Origin of the sequence: Serinibacter salmoneus (assembly GCF_002563925.1) — a bacterium.
GTDB classification, from domain to species: Bacteria; Actinomycetota; Actinomycetes; order Actinomycetales; family Beutenbergiaceae; genus Serinibacter; species Serinibacter salmoneus.
The window spans coordinates 2580979-2598604 of record NZ_PDJD01000001.1 but is presented as its reverse complement, the minus strand read 5'-3'; the positions used below and the strand labels follow the sequence as shown (position 1 = coordinate 2598604).

Sequence of the window (17626 nt, the reverse complement as noted above, 5' to 3'; positions counted from 1 at the left end):
CGAGGCTATCGCGGGCGTCCCCGCCACGCCCGAAGAAGCCGACGGGCCCCTCGCCGATAGGATCGGCCGGGTGACGTCGATGCCCCCCGAGGACGACCGTTCTCTCCTCCTGCCGCCCTCCACCGCCACCCGCACCAGCAGCCGACGGCGTGACCAGGCCAAGCGCAACATCGCCTCTCGCGTCACCGTGGTGCTGGCGGTCCTCATGATGCTCTCGGCGCTGCAGCGCCACCTCTGGGGCCACTTCGGGTTGTTGTACGAGGTATTCCCGTGGCTGGGGGAGACCAGCGCCCGGTTCAGTTTCGCCGTCGCCGCGATCCTGTTGCTCGGTGCCTCGCGCGGCCTGCGCAACGGGCACCGGATCGCGCTGTGGGGGGCCGTGGCGGCGCTGCTGGTCTCGGTGGTGCTGCACATCTCCCCGGGCTACAGCACCCTGTGGGGGGTGCTGCCGCTCGCCGGCGCGATCTGGCTGATCTGGGCGCGCGGGGCCTTCACGGTGCACGTACCGGCGGCCACCGCGCGCCGCCTGATCGGCTACACCGCCATCGCGCTCGCGGTGCTGCTCGCCATCGCGATCGTCATCTACGTGCTGACGGACGACGTCGCGGACACGATCGTGGACGAGCGCGCACTCAGAGTGATGCGGACCCTGGAGGTCGTGGCGTTCATCGCCTTCCTCATCACGCTGGTCTGGGTGCTCCTGGCCCCGCGCCGTCCGGTGCGCCTCAGCCCCGCCGATCATCTGCGCGACCGTGAGCGCGCCCGGGGGATCGTGGCCCGCCACGGGGGCGGCACCCTGGACTACTTCGCGCTGCGCGATGACAAGGACTACTTCTTCGTCGGCGACTCGGTCGTCGCCTACTCCACGCGCAGCGGCGTGTGCCTCGTCTCACCCGATCCGATCGGGCCAGTGGCGGAACGCGAGGAGGTCTGGGAGGCCTTCGTGGCCTACGCCGAGGGCTTCGGGTGGTCCCTGTGCGTGGTGGCCGGCACCGACGCCTGGCGCCCGATCTACGAGGCGAGCGGGCTGCGGTCGATCTACCTCGGGGACGAGGCCACGGTCGACTGCTCGCAGTTCACCCTCACCGGCAAGTCCAAGAAGTCCCTGCGCCACGCGGTCTCCCGGGTGGAGCGCGCCGGGTACACGACCACGTTCCACGACCCGGCACACCTGGAGCCCGAGCTCGCGGACCAGGTGCGCCAGATGGCCGAGGAGTCCCGCCGGGGGGAGTCCGAGCGGGGGTTCTCCATGACGCTCTCGCGGCTGCTGGACCCGAGCGATGAGGGCCTGTGGCTCTCGGTCACCCGCAACGCCGAGGGACGGGTGGATGCCTTCATCCAGTGGGTGCCCGCCCGCGACATCGACGGTTGGTCGCTGGACGTGATGCGCCGCCGCCTGGACGTGGCGGACCTGCCCAACGGGCTCATCGACTTCACGATCGCCCAGACCATCGCCCAGCTGGGTGATGCGGGCGGACCCCACGGCATCGGCACCGGCGACGGCGTGCGGGGCCTGGGTCTGAACTTCGCCGTGATGCGCGGGGTGCTCAAGGGCGAGAGCAGCAGCCGATTGGACAGCCTCGTCAAGCCGCTGCTGCAGCGCTTCTCCAAGGGCACCCAGATGGAGACCCTCGCCACCTTCAACGAGAAGTACGACCCGACCTGGACGGCCAGGTGGCTCATGGTGGACGCCCCCGAGTTCGTCACGGCCCAACTGCTGGTGATGGCGGACGCCGAGGGCGTCACCGAGATCCCGGTGATCGGACGCTTCTTCGATCACGCCGCCGAGTACAGCTACCCGCGCTCGTGATCTGGGGCCTGCTCCTCGCCCTGGTGGCGTGCGTGCTCTACGGCGTCGCCACCCTGCTGCAGGCGGTCGGGGCCTCCAAGGCGCAGGGCCTGAACACGTTCACCCAGCCGCTGGTGCTCATCGGGTTGGTGGTCGACGGCGCGGCCTTCCTGGTCTCCCTGGTCGCCTACGACCGGGCGCCACTGTTCCTGGTGCAGACGATCATCGCGGCCGCCGTGGTGATCTCCGTGCTCGGCGCACCCCGGGTGCTGCCGGTCAGCCTGCGCACGGTGGACATGGTCGGCGCCGGGATCGTGCTCGTGGGCCTCGTGGTGGTGGCCGGCGCCGCCGGCCGGGAGCACCCCACGGGGCCCGGCGGGCGGTTCGTGATGGTCCTGGTGATCATCGCCCTGGTGCTCGGGGCCATCACCGCCGTGGCCTACCTCAGGGCGCCCGCGTGGGTGATGGCGACCCTGTCCGGCCTCGGGTTCTCGCTCGTGGCGATCGGGGCGCGCGCCGCGGAGACCGACGGCAGCCTGCTGCGGGTGATCTTCCACCCCGTGGCCATCATCGTGCTGGTGGGCGGCGCCGTCGGGGTCGTGGGGAACATCCGTGCCCTGGAGAAGGGCAGCGTGGCCATCGCCGCCGCGATCGTCTCGGTGCTGGAGGTGGTGATCCCCTCCGCGGTGGGCATCTCCATGCTCGGCGACGAGGTCCGCGCCGGCTGGGGGCTGGCCCTGGTGATCGCGATGACGGTGGCCCTCTCGGGCTGCGTGCTGCTGGCGGCCTCACCCGCGGGGAAGGCCACGGCGGAGGCCTAGGTGGATGGGTGCGGGTGGGGCGTGGGGCCCGTCCTGCCCGGGCGCTCGTTCCTCGCGCCCCACGCCCAGCCACTCCGGGACGGGCCCCACGCCCCACCCGCCGCTGCGATGGGTCCCCACGCCCAGCCACTCCGGGAGGGCCCCTTCGGGCCGACCGCAGGCGAGGCGTGACGCCACACCTCGCCCGCGGGGAACGGCGCGGGGTCAGTCCTTCTTCAGGCCCTGCTGGATCAGCGACATCACACCGGAGTCCGCCAGGGTCGTGACGTCCCCGACCTCCCGGTTCTCCGCCACGTCCCGCAGCAGGCGGCGCATGATCTTGCCCGAGCGGGTCTTCGGCAGCTCGTTGACCACGAGGATCGAACGGGGCTTCGCGATCGGACCGATCGCCTGCCCCACGTGCCCTCGCAGCGTCTGCACGACCGCCTCGCCGTCCTCGGGCAGGTCGGTGACCTCGTCCCCGCCGCGCAGGATCACGAATGCCACCACGGCCTGACCGGTGGTCTCGTCGCTGGCGCCCACCACCGCGGCCTCCGCGACCCAGGGGTGGGAGACCAGGGCGGACTCGATCTCCGTGGTGGACAGGCGGTGTCCGGAGACGTTCATGACGTCGTCCACCCGGCCCAGCAGCCAGACGTCACCGTCCTCGTCGTACTTCGCACCGTCCCCGGCGAAGTAGGTGCCGGGGAACCGGGACCAGTAGGTCTGCGCGAACCGCTTCTCGTCCCCCCAGATCCCGCGCAGCATGGACGGCCACGGCTCGGTCAGGGCGAGGTAGCCGCCCTGACCGGGGCCGACCGGTTGCCCGGCGTCGTCCAGGACCTTCGCCACGATGCCCGGCAGCGGCACCTGCGCCGACCCCGGCTTGGCTGCGGTGACGCCCGGCAGCGGGGAGATCATGATCGCGCCGGTCTCGGTCTGCCACCACGTGTCCACGATCGGCGCGGTGTCCCCGCCGATCACCCGGCGGTACCACATCCAGGCCTCGGGGTTGATCGGCTCGCCCACGCTGCCGAGCACCCGCAGGCTCGAGAGGTCGAACTTGGCGGGGATGTCCTCACCCCACTTCATGCAGGTGCGGATCGCCGTGGGCGCCGTGTACAGGATCGTGACGCCGTACTTCTGCACGATCTCCCACCACCGGCCCTTGTGCGGGGTGTCCGGGGTGCCCTCGTAGACCACCTGGGTGGCGCCGTTGACCAGCGGCCCGTAGACCACGTAGCTGTGCCCGGTGATCCACCCGATGTCCGCCGTGCACCAGTACACGTCCGTCTCGGGCTTGAGGTCGAAGACCGCCCGGTGGGTGTAGGCGGTCTGGGTGAGGTATCCGCCGGTGGTGTGGAAGATGCCCTTCGGCTTCCCGGTGGTGCCGGAGGTGTAGAGGATGAACAGGGGGTGCTCCGCGTCCACCCACACCGGCTCGTGCTCGGTGGAGGCCTGCGGCACCACGTCGTGCCACCACACGTCCCGGCCCTCGACCCACTCCACCTCGCCGCCGGTGCGTTGCACCACGAGCACGTGCTCGACGGCGGTGCCACCCTTGGCCAGGGCGGCGTCCACGGCGGGCTTCAGCGGGCTCGCGCTGCCCCGGCGGTACCCACCGTCCGCGGTGATGACGGCCTTCGCCTCGGCGTCGATGATGCGGCTGTGCAGCGCATCCGCGCTGAACCCGCCGAAGACCACCGAGTGCGGGGCGCCGATCCGGGCGCACGCCAGCAGCGCGACGATCGCCTCGGGGACCATCGGCAGGTAGATCGCCACCCGGTCGCCGGTGCCGACCCCCAGGGAGGTGAGGGCGTTGGCCGCCCGGGCCACGTCGTCGGCCAACTCGGCGTAGGTGATGCGGCGGGACTCCCCGTCCTCGCCCTCCCACAGGATCGCGACCCGGTCCCCGTTGCCGGCGGCGACGTGGCGGTCCACGGCGTTGTGGGCGGCGTTGAGTCGGCCGTCGGGGAACCAGCCGTAGCGGGGTGCGGCGGAATCGTCCAGCACCGTGGTGAACGGCGTCTGCCAGTCCAGGAGCTCGCGCGCCTGCTCGGCCCAGAAGCCCAGGCGGTCGGCCGCGGCGCGGTCGTACTCGCCGGCATCGACGTTGGCCTGCGCCGCGAACTCGGCGCTCGGGGGGAAACTGCGGTTCTCGTGGAGGAGGTTCTCCAGCGTGGGTTCGGTCGCGTCGCTCATGTGATCTCCGTCTGCGGTGGCGGTGATGTGACGGGTCCCACACTAGTGGCGAGAGGGCCGGCGCGCCCCGTTGGGGTGCACCGGCCCTCCGGTTCGAGGGATCAGCGCATGCGATCGCGCTGCGCGAGCGCCTCCTTCAGCCGGCCCTCCTCCCGGCCGCTGCGCCGGGCGGTGTGGGAGACGAGAGCGAACAACATGATCACCACGCCCAGCACCAGAAGCAGCCCGGAGCGCCCGGAGACCAGGATGTAGTCGTGCACGTTCTGGCCGAAGTCCTGGTGCAGGGAGGTGAGCGGCCCGTGCACGGCGCTGATCCAGTCCGCGAACTGGACCGGCACCACCAGGGGCACCACGCCCCACGCGGCCAGCACACCGCCCCAGACCCAGCCGCCGATGCTGGAGGCGCGGGCGATCAGCGCGAGGACCAGCAGCCCGATCAGGCCACCGGCGAGGCTGAGGACGCCGGCCATGTTCGGGGAGGACGCGCCGTCGGCGAGGCTGTAGTAGGTGCGAAGCACGCCATCGGTCAGCAACAGCCAGGTGATCGGAACCAGGATCAGCGTCACAACGGTGCCCCAGATGTGCGCCGCCACCCGGGAGCGGGGGCCCTCCAGCCAGGAGTCCTCCTCCAGCGCCGCGCGCTCGGGCTGCGGCTCCGCGGGAGCGGTGGCAGCCGCGCCGGCGCCGGCGGCGCCCCCGACCGTGGGCATGGAGGCGGTGCGAGCGCCGAGGCCTGCCGTGGTGGGCTTGGTGGGACCGACCGTCATGGGGTCCTCGGCGGTGGGGGAGGACTCTCCCGGCTGGGCCTGCCCGGACGTCTCGTCCTGCGGTGCCGGGAGCGGGGCGCCCGCCCATGCCTGGGTGGCGGCGGGATCGCTGCTGCTGCCGAGGGTCGAGCCCGACTCCTGCGGCTGCGAGGCGGAGCGGGCTGCGCCGAATGCGCTCAGGCGGGAGGGCGCCTGCGGCGCGGACGGCGCCGCGTCGCCGGCGCTCTGGCCGTCCGCCTCGGGTGCGGGCTGGGCCTGCTGTGTGGGCTGGGAGGGGGGAGCCCCGAAGAACCGCGGGCTGCGCTCGGCCGGGACCGGCTGTGCTGCGGCGGGCCCTGCGGCGGTCACCGCCTCGGGGGCGTGCTCGGCGTCTCCGGTCCCCTGCGCACCCGCGGTGTCCTGGGAAGGCTCGCCGCTCGAGGCCTCGGCGCTGGGAGCGGCCGAGGATGACTCCGGCTCGCTCGCGTCGTCGGGCGAGCCGGAGTCGCCGGTGCGAGGGGTCGGGTCGTCGTCGGAACTGAGGATCGGGGGAATGGGGCGGGGAGCCGAGTGCGAACCGCCGCTCGAGGGTGTCTGGCCGTCCTCGCCGTCGTAGTCAGAAGTCGTCATGGTGTCCTCCCTGGTCGGCACTCACCGTACGTGAGCGAGGCGAGGTTGGAGGTGATGCGCGCCGGGAATCAGCGAACTGGTGCCGTGACACCCCGTCAGGTGCGTAGCAGTTCCTGCTCGTGGCGCTCCAGCGCGCGACCCTCGCGGCGCGCGCCGTGCGTGCCCAGCGCGCCACCCGCCATGGCGAGCGCCACCAGGATGCAGGCTCCGGCGATGTCGAGGCGATCGGGGGCAATATCGGGCATCGCCGTGATCGGGGAGAGGATCGCCTCGATCACGGCCCAGAAGTGATCGGCGGAGCCGGCCGTCGTGGTGGCGACGGCTGCCACGGCCCAGACCACGGCGCCGCTGGCCTGGCCGAGGCTGGAGAGGGCGCCGGTCGAGCCGGTGGCCAGGATCAGCACGATCACCAGGATGGTGGCGGCGATGGTCCCGGGGGCGGCGAGCACCGAGCGTTCCGGCGGACCGACCACGTGGTGGGCGATCCCCGAGGCTGCGACCACGGCCGTGGCACTGCCGAGGGCACCGATCAGGACGGCGCTGACGTGGGCGCCGATCCGGTGCCGGGGTGGTGTGCGGGTGTCGCCGGCGCTGATGGTGTCCGCCTCGCGCCGTTCGGCACGGATCCCGCGGGCGCGGGCGTTGGATGCCGCCATGGCTCCCGCGATCAGGGCGAGGCCCGCGAGCCCGGAGCCACCCACGAGCACCAACCAGGTGGCGCCGGACAGGAGCGCCGCGCCGGTCGGGTTGTTCGTGGTCAGGTCCACGAACAGGAGGTTCGCGAGCACCACCGGGGAGAGGACCCCGATCTCCAGGGCGAGGCTCGTGAGGATCCACACGCTGCCCGCCACAGCCGGTCCGACGGCGCTGACACGCGCCGTCCAGGCGAGCCCTGCGGCAACCAGGCCTGCGGCGACGAACGCCGCGAGCCCCGCACCCCGGTTCCCGTCGATCACCGAGAGCGCGCCGCTGGTCAACAGGTGCAGCATCGCGGGGGACAGGAGGATCGCGAGGATCAGGCCGAGTGCGTGCCGCCGGGCGCGGGACCGCGGAGGCACCGGCGGGGTCAAGGCGCTCGGCCCGGCGTCCGGGTGCTCCCCAGCTTCCCCGTGCTCGGTGCGCTCCCCGTGCTCGGTGTGCTCCCCGTGCTCGTGGTGCTCCCCGGGGGGCGTGGCTGGCTGCTCTGACACGTGCCCTCACTCTCGCTCGACCCCTCCAGTATGCCGCCGTGGCGGGCGCTGCCTGGGTTCGTGCCTGTCCACAGGGTGCCCGATCACCGGCCGTGCAGGCGGTTGTCCACAAGGCCCGCGGCAGGACTCCTCGCCCCAGGGCGTCCGCGGGGAGGATGTCTCTCGCGGCGGCAGCGCGCGGCGGCCACCGGCCGCCACGGCGGCCCCCGGGGAGCAGGAGGCAATGGCATGGGCGGGAGTCGGGCACGGGTCGTGGGCGTAGCGGGCGTGCGCGGCGGACTCGGTTCGTCGGTGACCGCGGCCTTTCTCGCCCAGCGGGCAGCGGCCGCAGGTCGTGGCCCGTGCCTCCTGGTGGAGGTCGACGGCCGCGCGGATGCTCTGCTGGGGATCCGCGGCGTGCCTGGTCCGCGATGGGCGGACCTTCCCTACGCCGACGGACCGTTCCGCCCCGCGCTCGCCCACGCGCTCCCGACCTGGCGGGGACTGGGGGTGCTCGGCGCGGATGAGCGAGGCGCACCGGGCGTGGCTCAGGTCGAGGCTGTGCTCACCGCCCTGGAGTCGGGGGCGGGCACCATGGTGGTGGACCTGCCGCCCGCGGGATCGGTGCTCTTCGCACACCTCGTCCCACGATGCGACGAGCTCCTGGTGATGATCGGCAGGGACGCGCTCTCCCAGGCGTGCCTGCGTGGGCTGCTCGCGGTGTCGGCGGCACGCCCGGGGCCGGGAACGGATGCGCACCCGGCGCTGGGGCTGCTCGTGCGCGAGGGCGCGGGAGCCCGCGGCCCGGACGCCCTCGCACGAGCCGCTGGACTGCCTCTGGTGGGTCGGGTGCCGGACTGCCGGTCGATCCGGCGCGACGTGGCCGCGGGGTTCCCACCGCGTGCGGGGCGGGCACTGCAGCGCGCGATCACCGGCATCGCAGGTCGACTCGGGCTCCTCCCCGCAACCGGGGTGGGAGCTCCGGCGGACCCGGGGGCCTCGTGGTGAGGTGGGGGCGTTCGGAGCACAGGCGGGAGGGCGCCCACGGGAACACGTCCCGCGATGCCGGCTCCTCCGGTTCGCCGGAGCGTGGTGACCCCACGGGGGGCGTTGCGTTGCGCCGTCGACTCGCCGCCACTGGGCCCGGGCATCCGGCGCAGCTCCTCGAGGAGCTGGCGGCCACGGCACCCGCGCTCGGCACCGGCGCCATCCAGCGTGCGGTGGCGGGGGCCATCGCCGATCAGCGGGGCACCGGGCCGGCGCTGGAGGACCTCTGGCTCGACGGCACCGTCACCGACGTGCTGGTGAACGGCGACGGTGCGGTGTGGGTGGACCGCGGGAACGGCCTGCAGCGGACCGGGGTAGTGATCCAGGATGTGCGCGGGCTGGCGCGGCGGCTCGCGGCGGCGGCCGGCAAGCGGCTGGACGATGCCGCACCGATCGCGGACGGGAGATTGCCGGACGGCACGCGGCTGCACGCCGTGCTCGCGCCGCTCGCTGCGACGGGCGCGTGCATCTCGCTGCGGCGCCATCGCGTGCAGGCGGTGGACCTGGCGGCCTGGCAGGCCGGCGGTGGGACCGGTAGGCAGGGGATGGCGGTGCTGTTGGCACTGGTGGACGCGCGCGCGAACGTGCTGATCAGTGGCGCGACGGGCAGCGGGAAGACGACGCTGCTTGCCGCGATGCTGGGGCGCGCGGGCACCGGGGAACGTCTCGTGTGCATCGAGGAGGCGCGCGAGCTCGCGCCCGTGCACCCGCACGTGGTGCACCTGCAGGCGCGGGCCGCGAACGTGCAGGGTGCCGGTGAGATCAGCCTCGCTGACCTGGTGCGGGCCGCGCTGCGGATGCGTCCCGACCGATTGGTACTCGGGGAATGCCGGGGAGCCGAGGTGCGTGAGGTCCTGATGGCGCTGAACACCGGGCACGACGGCGGGATGGCCACGGTGCACGCGAACGCCGCCGCCGACGTGCCCGCGCGGCTGATCGCGCTCGCGTCGCTGGCCGGGATGGATGCTCAGGCGACCGCGGTCCAGGCGGTCAGCGCGATCGATGCCGTTGTGCATCTGACCCGGCAGGCCGGACGGCGTGTGGTCTCCCAGATCGCGGTCCTCGCGCTGGACTCGGGCTCGCTCGTGGCGCCGTTGGCCATGCGCCGGGTGGGTGGCGACCTCGAACCGGACCACGCGTGGGAGCGCTTGGCGCGCCGGTTGGAAGGGGCTCATCGGTGACGGGGTGGGGGATCGTCGCCGTGCTGTGCGGGACGGCGGCCTGCGTGCTGACGGACTGGCGCACCCTCGCGCTGCTGCTCGGGCCGGCACTGTCGCATCGGTCACGAGGCTCGCCCGGTTCCTCCCGCGTCCTCCTTGCCCCGGCCGTGGTGGCGTGGGCGCGTGCATCGGTGTCCCGGCGGCGGAATGCGGGCGGGAGCGATCGCGGCTTCGGTCAGGTGTGCGTCGCCGTCGCGAGCGCGATCGAGGCCGGGGAGGCGCCTGAGCCGGCCTGGCGGCGGGCCCTGGGCGTGGCGCGTGGGGAGGACCCGGACCTCAGCGACGCCGGCGATGGTCGTGATGCCCGGGGCGGCCGTGACGGTTCGGTGCCGGCCGTGCTCCTGGAGCGTGCCGGCCGTCCGGCCACGGACGCGGCGATCGTCGCATGCCGGCTCGCGGATTCCTGTGGGGTGCCCGTTGCGGACGTGCTGCGTGAGTGTGCCGCCGGCGTGGCCGAGGCGGAGTCGGCGGCCGCCGAGCGCCGCCGCGCGCTCGCGGGTCCGGCGGCGACGGCGCGCCTGCTCGCCTGGTTGCCCCTGGTGAGTCTGCTGCTGAGCACCGCGATCGGCGTGGATGCGATCGCGGTGGCCGCAGACGGCGCCGCCGGGACCATGAGCGTGGCCGCGGGGATCGCGCTGGTGGCCGTGGGCCGGTGGTGGTCGGCGCGCCTGGTGCGCGCCGCCGGCAGGACGGGGGATCCCGGGTGATGCTGCTGGCCGTGGCCTCCTTGCTCGCGATCGGTGCCCTGCTCGGGTGGCGGCGCCCGGCGCCACACCCACCGGCGGAACCCGACCGTGTCCCCGCCGACGGTCCCGATGAGCCTGCCGAACCCGATCTGGAACTGGACCCGGCACTCGCCTGCGACCTGATCGCCGCCACGCTGCGCGGTGGCGCCTCGATCCCGGCTGCGCTCGCGGCATTGGGGCAGGCGTGTGGGCACCGCGGGCGCGAACTGGTGATCGGTGCCCGCATGCTCCCGCTGGGAAGCTCCTGGGACGAGGCGTTCGCGCGGGTGGAGGAACACTGGCGGGTGGTCCTCGCGCCGATGCGGGAGTCCTGGGAGCGCGGCGTGGCCCCGGAGTCGATGCTGCGCGCCGCCGCCGCGGACATCCGCGCACGCCGGTCGGCAGCGGCGCGGGAGGCCGCTGAACGGCTCGGTGTGTCCTTGGTGGTCCCACTGGGGTTGTGCCTGCTTCCGGCGTTCGTTCTGCTGGGGATCGTGCCCGCCGTCATCGCCACCGGTGGGCTGCTGCTCGCGGGCTAGTGCCCGCGCCGCGTGGGTCGCCGCCGTGGGCGGTACGCCGTTCCTGGCTGTCCCCAGCCGGGGCCGACCTCACCGTTCGACCCGCTGTCCACATCGGCCCCGCGGCGCCCGGTCCCGGGAGGTCAGGCTGGTCGGGACGCTCCGCGCTCGGCGGAGCAGAGAGGAGGAGGGCATGTCGGTGAGTACCTGGGCAGGGCATCGCCGGCTGCGTGGTCGGCGCCGGGTGCGTGGCGCGGTCGCTCGGCTCACGCTCCGGCTGCATGGCTGGAGCCGGAGCGTGAGCGAGGTGATCACCCGGCGTTGGCTGCGCGTGACCGCTCGGCCGGAGTCGGGGATGGCCACCGCGGAGTACGCGATCGCCACCCTGGCACCTGTGATCGCTACTAGGCATACTCGCAAAGTCAAGCGACCAGACGCAGCGCGTCAAGTGCCAAGCGTGGGAGGGTGCCCACAGTGGTGAGGCGCATGAGCCCGTGGGCGACCTCTTGCCCACGTCCGTGATTGCTGGCCTCAGACCCGCTTGACCAGCGTCTGCTGCGCCCTGTCGTACTCGTAGTCGACGATCTCGCCGGACATGATCATGGCGATGGCTCGGTTGATGACCTCGCGTGGCACGACGAACCACTCCGAGGGGTCGTAGTCGCGGCCCTTCTTGTCAATCTGCGTCAGGTCCAGGCGTACGTCGGCGAAGACGCGGTGCAGCAGGTTCTCCAGGGCTGATGCCTTGAGGTTGTACACGCGGTAGTCCGCGACGATCTTGACCGGGGCCATCAGGTAGGTCGGTGACGTCGAGGCGCCCTTCACGCGTTGCTCGACGCTCGTTGTCGAGAACCCGATCTTGTGCAGGTCCTTGAGGTTCGCGATCAACGGGTCGGTGCTCAGCGATTGCAGGACGTAGATGTGTCCGCTCTCGATGTCGGTGTCGAGGATGTCGGTGTGGCCCGTGCGCACGAGCACCTGTCCCTGCACCTCGTACATGCGGGTCTGCAGGCTCTTGTCGTACATCGCAGACTCGGTGCCGTTCTCGAACACCAGGCGCAGGCGCTTCTTCTTGCGTGACTCGCCGCCGATCACCATGTCGACCTTCTCGCCGACCTCGGCGACGAAGCACATGACGCCGTTGAGCACGAAGAACATCCCCTCCCGGATGAGATCCATGCTCGTGAACGGCCTGAGCTGGAAGACGCCGTCGCGCAACTCGGCGTGCTTCGCCTTGAACAAGGGCTCGAACTGCTCGAAGTCCTTCGCCTTCACTCGCTGGGCCACCGACTCCGGGCGCTTGAGGACGGGTAGGTCCGACACGTCCAGGATCCCGGAATCATCACCCAGCAGCCCCTCCAGGTCCTCGCCCTCCAGGAGGTCATCGATGGACGCCGGCGCTGCGGGGGCTTCCAGTAGGCCGAACTCGTCGAGATGCTTGACGGCCTCGGCCTTAGCTTCGTTGGCCAGGAACCCGTCCAGGCGAGCTCCGAGCTTGCGCTCGGCGATCTCGCGCGTCTGCGAGCTGGGTAGCCGCCCCTGGCTGCGCCGGAACTCGACGATCTCCAGGAAGGCCCGCTCCAAGCGGTCTGAGGAGGTGACCTTCTTCGGCTTCTCCGGCGCGACGAGCAGTTCGTCGTCGAGGATGTCGTCGAGGCTCAGCGGTGCTGCGAGCTCGATGCCCTCGTTCTCGCTCATTCCGCGACCACCTCGGCCGCAGCCTTCTCGGCCTTGCGCTGCGCGGCCCGCTTCTGCAAGAAGAGCAACGCTGCGGCCAGTCGCCTCTCCGCTGGGTCCTCAGAGCGCAGGTCCGGGCTCTTGCCGTGGACCTGCTTCCACGTCTTGATCTTCGGGAACAGTGCTAGCGCCTCCTCCTCGGAGAACTCGATCTTCGTCGAGGTGATCGTGTCCTGGATGAGTCGCAGCACTGATGGTGTGACGGACTTCGACAGCACCTCGAACGCGCGCTGGAAGGGGTTGACGGAGTCGATGAGGTTGATGTTCAGGTCGTCGATCTTCACGAACTTCGTGGCCATCTTGATGAAGCGCTTGTCGCCGACCTCACGCACCTCACCGTTCTTGACCACCGAGTCCACGACCACCTGCTGCCGCACCTCCTCGACCTCCGCCTCGGTCAGGTCAGGGTACTTCTCGCGGATGATCTTCGGGATCAGCACCTTGTTTGTCGTCTCAGCGTCGACCGATCCTGCCGCGGCCTTGGCGAATGTGTCGTTCTGCAGGATGCCGGCCTTCAGGTCGTTCATGTCGGTCGCGACGATCTGCTTCACGCGCTCGCTGGAGGGCTCCTTGAAGCCCTTGATTCTCAGCTCGCCGTGCTTGGCGGGCTCGTCGTCGGTCTTCTTGGTCTTGAAGGTGAAGTTCGGTGCCAGCACTTGCTCCATGAGCAGGGAGGCGGTGATCGCCTTGAGCATGTTGTTCACGGACACCTTGACCTCACCCTGCGAGGCGTCTGGCTCGGCGATGAGGTTGGTGAACTGGGCGTGCGACTTGCCCGGACTGTCACGCGTGACCCGTCCGATGATCTGGATCACCTCTGTGAGCGAGGCCCGGTAGCCCACGGTGAGGGCGTGCTCGGCGAAGGGCCAGTCGAAGCCCTCCTTCGCCATGCCGAGCGCGATGATGACGTCGACGCCGTCGCTCTCCTTCGAGGCGGTGTGTGAGAGGTAGTGCAGGGTGTCGCCGCGCTTCTTCTGGTCGGTGTCGTCGACCAGGTCCGCAACCCGCACGATCTCGCCGGTGTCCTGGCGGCGCACACTGATGATCCCCGTGTTGGGGTCGGTCGACTCGACCTGGCCGATCACGTCGATGATCCGCCCGACCTCCTCGATCTTGTCCTTGGTTGACTCGCCCGAGTTCACGCTCGGGATGTGCACGATCGTCTTCTTGTCCAGGTCGAGCACCTCGCCGATCGCGTCGGTGTACCGGCCCTGGTAGAAGTGATGGCCGATACCGAGGGAGCGCAGGTACTCATACCCGTTGAGCTGGTCGTAGTAGTTGAACGTCACAGGCGTGAACTTCGCCTCGTCCTCGGGCGAGAGCACTGGCACTGAGTCCCCGCGGAAGTAGGAGCCCGTCATCGCCACGATGTGCACGTCCGAGCCCTTCATGACGTCCCGCAGCAGCGCACCCAACCGTGAGGACTCCGTGTCAGCGGAGACGTGGTGGAACTCGTCGATCGCGAGCACAGTGCCGTTGAAGGACTCCGGGGCCAGCCTCTCGAACGCGAACCGCAGCGTCGCGTGGGTGCACACGAGCACCGCGTCCGGACCCTTGAGAAAGTCGATGAACGCGTCGACTTTGCCGGCCGATGAGCCCGCATCGCACAGGTTGTGCTCGTCCTTGATCTCCCAGTCCGCCCAGAAGCCGTGCTTCGTCAACGCTGTCGGGGCGAACGACGCACCGATCGAACGCTCCGGGACCGCGACGATGACCTTCTTGCGGCCCTGGTTGTACAGCTTGTCCAGTGCCACGAACATCAGCGCACGGGACTTGCCCGAGGCCGGCGGGGCCTTCACCAGCAGGTGTTGGGCCTCACGCTGCGCGAAGACACGCTGCTGCATCTCCCGCATCCCGAGCTCATCGGTGTTCACCGAGGACTTCGTCTGCGCGTACGTCACATCGACGACGTTCACGGGCTTCTTGATCACAGTCACTTCGCGCTCCTCCGCGTCTTCTTCGCCGGGGCCTTCGCGGCCTCCTCCGCAGTCATGCGCTCATACAGCGCGAACAGGTCCGACAGCCGCTGCTCATCCGACTCATACGGCTTCTTCGAGTAGATCGAGTCGACCAACGCGTCCACCGCCGCGTGGGCCTCACGCAAGTCCTGCGGCATCTTGTCCGGGTCGTAGAGCTCAGCCAGCGTCTGCTCGCAGTGATACTCACGCACATCAAGCACACGCAACGCCGCCACCGTCAGCTTCTCCTTCATCGCCTCCGACAACGGCGGCACCGGGAAGTTGTTGTAGACGATGTACGCGCCATACTGATAGTCCTCGCGCATTCGCCCAGAGACGGCACGTGTCCAAGCCATGTGCATCTTGGAGCCAAGGACCGCGAACACCCAAGGCTCAGCGTCGTACACCGCGAAGCCCTTGTTCGAAATAACCGTCTCAGGGCCGAGATACCCCATTGGGATGTACTCGCGCCGGCCCGAGGAGATACTCGGCACCATGATCGACTCAGTCGGCTTGTAACTGATCTGCTTGAATCGATTCGGGTGCGCGGCATATTCCGCAGTAGTCGAAGCGACACTCTCGCTGCGCCACGTCGCGACTGCGTCGAGCCGCTTCCCAATGAGAGGAATGGAGCGGGCGACCGGTAGGTCCTGATCGGAAATCCATAGGCAGTAGCGCTCGACGTCGTTGATAAGCTCTGCTGACCCGACATATCGCTTCGCGTATCGACTTGCCTCCGGCCCGGCTGCCTGCAGTTCCGCGCGATCGGCCGGTTCCAACAGTAGGTGGCCGCCGTCCTTCGGCATTGAGCCGAGCGCCATACGTGGCAGGGTTGAACTTAGCGGCTGGCTTCGGCGATAAATAAACGTCGGCGCAGCATCTACGAGGTAGCCATTGATATTCTTTGCTTCGGCCTGCAGTCCGTCGGTGAAGATGTACTTCTTGCCCGGGCGCTCCACCCGAAGGTTGATGACGGCTACAGTCACGCCAGCATTGCGCTTTGCGTTGTTTTCCCACTTGAAGGACGTGTAGGCGTACCCGATCTCGATGCCCATCTCGAAGATCATCGGGAACATGAGCCCGACGTGCTCGCCCTGCGCTACAGAGTTGGTGGTGACGAAGGCGAGCTCAGCTCGCGTTCCTTCGATGTAGTCAGCACCTTTCACGAACCAGAGCGCGATGTAGTCTAGATCCTTCGAGTAGGGGCGACCGCCGAAGACGAATGGGTAGTCGGCCTTCATCTCCTTCCCTTGGGATTTGCCGCCCTTGTAGGGCGGATTCCCGATCAAGTAGATCTCTGACTCCCCGTCGTTCGGGCACACCTCGTTCCAGTTCACCCGCGTCGCGTTGCCCGCAATGATCTGCCCAGTCTCCTTCAGCGGGATGAGGGGGATCTCGACGCTGAACTTCTCGCGGAACTCGCGGTTCATCTGGTGCTTGGCGATCCAGAGCGAGAGGATCGCCACCTCGACGGCGAAGTCGTCGATCTCGATGCCGTAGAAGCTCTCAATGCTGATCCTCGAGTCCGCCCACAGCTGCTGGTGGGAGGAGCTCAACTCGGCCAGGCGCTCAAGGATCGCGTGCTCGAGTTTGCGCAACTCCTTGTAGGCGATGACGAGGAAGTTCCCTGAGCCACAGGCTGGGTCGAAGACCTTGATCACGGCGATGCGGTCCAGGAGGCGGACCAGTCGGCGTTCGCTGTCCTGGGCTGCGTTGAGCTCCTCCTTCAAGCCATCGAGGAACAGCGGTTCGATGGTCTTCAGGATGTTCGGCACCGAGGTGTAGTGCTGGCCCAGGTCGCTGCGCTTGCCCGGCGTGACGATCGCCTGGAACATCGAGCCGAAGATGTCGGGGTTGATCTCGCGCCAGATGAGCGTGCCCGCGGCGATGAGCTCGCTGCGCGCCTGCTTCGTGAAGCGCGGCACCACCTGGTCGTCTGTGACCGTGAACAGGCGACCGTTCACGTAGGGGAAGCCGGCGAGGTGGGGCGGCTTGTCGGCAGGGTCGGCGGTGTCCAGCGCCTTGAACAGGTCGGCCATGAACTCGGCCAGGTCCGAGCCGTCCGGCTGTGTCTGTGAACCGATGGCGTTGGTGAACTGGTTGTCCGTGAAGATGCCGGTGTCCTCGGCGAAGAAGCAGAACAGCAGGCGGGTGAAGAAGATGTTCAGGGCGTGCCGGCCGCGCTCGTCGTCGAAGATCCCCGGGTTGGCCTGTAGGAGTTCATCAAAGAGCTTGCCCATGCGCTCGGCGGCCTTGACGTCGGCGTGCGCCTCGGCGACGTACTGGGCCTTCTCCATCCCCGCCCACGGCAGGAAGAAGGTGAAGTGCTGATCGATCTCCCGGATCGGGAAACCGATGGTCTCGTTGGTCTTGATGTCGTGGGCCACCAGCTCGACGTAGTCGGTGACGATGACGAACCGCGTACTGAACCGGACCACGGCCGGGGACGTCTTCAGGTCCTCGATGACCTCCAGTGGGTCGCCGGTTGTCTCTTTGAAGTAGACGACGTTCTTCTGCGCGACCTCTGTCAACTGGTCGGTCGCGACGTTCAGCGAACCGTTACGCAGTCGGGTGACGTTGCCCCGCGGCTTCCCGTAGGCGAGCAGCAGATCGAAGATGAACTCGCGGTCGTACTCCTCGCGACCAGCAAGAGGTGCGACCCGCTCCTCGATGGCCTTGAGGCTGAGTCTCGCCATGGGTGTCCTACTTTCACACGTACTACGTCAGTTGAAGCCGGTGTGGCGCACTCTGCCTGCTCCAGGACTCAGGCGTCGTTGCCTGTTCACCTTATCTACGAGTGGAGTTGCTCACCTCGCGAGCCAGCTCGTTCGACGGCCCCCAGCCGACCGCCATCGTTCACCGCTTTGTCGGCCCCCGACCCCGCCCGGCGCCACCGTGCGGCTCGCGGAGCGACTGGCGCTGCAAGCAGGCAGGCACAGTGCATACGTGCCGACCGCTCGGCTGTACCTCGCCGACCTACCCAGCGTCCACCGATCGCAGTCGCCTCAGTCGTGCTGCACAAGGGCGCGAGTCTTGCGATACCAACGGTTTGGAAGCACAGATGGTCTACCGATGGCGTGGCGCA

12 protein-coding genes are annotated in these 17626 nt (G+C 69.7%); 6 read left to right on the top strand and 6 right to left on the bottom strand.

Going from position 1 to position 17626, the window contains the following annotated elements; all coding sequences use genetic code 11:
* The first annotated feature begins 79 nt into the window (after positions 1–79).
* The gene (locus ATL40_RS11605) at positions 80–1810 is read left to right on the top strand and encodes a bifunctional lysylphosphatidylglycerol flippase/synthetase MprF (RefSeq protein ID WP_245867232.1); all 1731 of its coding nucleotides are present in this window, start codon (positions 80–82) and stop codon (positions 1808–1810) included.
* Positions 1807–2610, top strand: a complete 804-nt coding sequence (locus ATL40_RS11600) for a hypothetical protein (RefSeq protein WP_098469674.1) — start codon at positions 1807–1809, stop codon at positions 2608–2610. The genes ATL40_RS11605 and ATL40_RS11600 overlap by 4 nt, the downstream gene beginning before the upstream one ends.
* Before the next feature lie 204 nt (positions 2611–2814).
* Here ATL40_RS11600 and acs read toward each other — a convergent pair whose 3' ends face one another.
* The 3 genes from acs to ATL40_RS11585 form a co-directional block, all read right to left on the bottom strand.
* A complete protein-coding gene (acs, locus tag ATL40_RS11595; RefSeq protein WP_098469673.1) occupies positions 2815–4791 on the bottom strand; it encodes an acetate--CoA ligase in 1977 nt (658 codons plus the stop codon).
* Positions 4792–4892: 101 nt separating this feature from the next.
* Positions 4893–6167 (bottom strand): hypothetical protein, encoded by a 1275-nt coding sequence (locus ATL40_RS11590; RefSeq protein WP_098469672.1) that lies wholly within the window; start codon positions 6165–6167, stop codon positions 4893–4895.
* Positions 6168–6262: 95 nt separating this feature from the next.
* Positions 6263–7357, bottom strand: coding sequence for a hypothetical protein (locus ATL40_RS11585; protein ID WP_098469671.1), 1095 nt, complete (start codon positions 7355–7357; stop codon positions 6263–6265).
* Positions 7358–7648: 291 nt separating this feature from the next.
* Here ATL40_RS11585 and ATL40_RS15245 point away from each other — a divergent pair, with 291 nt between their 5' ends.
* The 4 genes from ATL40_RS15245 to ATL40_RS11570 all read left to right on the top strand — a co-directional run bounded on the left by ATL40_RS15245 (position 7649) and on the right by ATL40_RS11570 (position 10867).
* A complete protein-coding gene (locus ATL40_RS15245) occupies positions 7649–8344 on the top strand; it encodes a CpaE-like family protein (RefSeq protein WP_211283115.1) in 696 nt (231 codons plus the stop codon).
* A gap of 107 nt (positions 8345–8451) precedes the next feature.
* Complete coding sequence (locus ATL40_RS11580) at positions 8452–9564, top strand: TadA family conjugal transfer-associated ATPase (protein WP_211283114.1); 1113 nt, start codon at positions 8452–8454, stop codon at positions 9562–9564.
* A complete protein-coding gene (locus ATL40_RS11575; protein WP_098469669.1) occupies positions 9561–10310 on the top strand; it encodes a hypothetical protein in 750 nt (249 codons plus the stop codon). The genes ATL40_RS11580 and ATL40_RS11575 overlap by 4 nt, the downstream gene beginning before the upstream one ends.
* Entirely contained in the window at positions 10310–10867 is a 558-nt protein-coding gene (locus tag ATL40_RS11570; RefSeq protein WP_143556963.1) for a type II secretion system F family protein, read from the top strand. Before ATL40_RS11575 ends, ATL40_RS11570 begins: the two co-directional genes overlap by 1 nt.
* A gap of 510 nt (positions 10868–11377) precedes the next feature.
* On the opposite strand, the gene ATL40_RS11565 is transcribed toward ATL40_RS11570, so the two are convergent.
* Genes ATL40_RS11565 through ATL40_RS11555 form a run of 3 tightly spaced genes read right to left on the bottom strand, consistent with a single transcriptional unit; the run spans position 11378 to position 17237 of the window.
* On the bottom strand, positions 11378–12544 hold the full coding sequence (locus ATL40_RS11565; protein ID WP_098469667.1) for a GIY-YIG nuclease family protein: 1167 nt from the start codon (positions 12542–12544) through the stop codon (positions 11378–11380).
* The gene (locus tag ATL40_RS11560; RefSeq protein WP_098469666.1) at positions 12541–14520 is read right to left on the bottom strand and encodes a DEAD/DEAH box helicase; all 1980 of its coding nucleotides are present in this window, start codon (positions 14518–14520) and stop codon (positions 12541–12543) included. Before ATL40_RS11560 ends, ATL40_RS11565 begins: the two co-directional genes overlap by 4 nt.
* Positions 14517–17237, bottom strand: a complete 2721-nt coding sequence (locus ATL40_RS11555; protein ID WP_098469665.1) for a DNA methyltransferase — start codon at positions 17235–17237, stop codon at positions 14517–14519. The genes ATL40_RS11560 and ATL40_RS11555 overlap by 4 nt, the downstream gene beginning before the upstream one ends.
* Positions 17238–17626 lie beyond the last annotated feature (389 nt).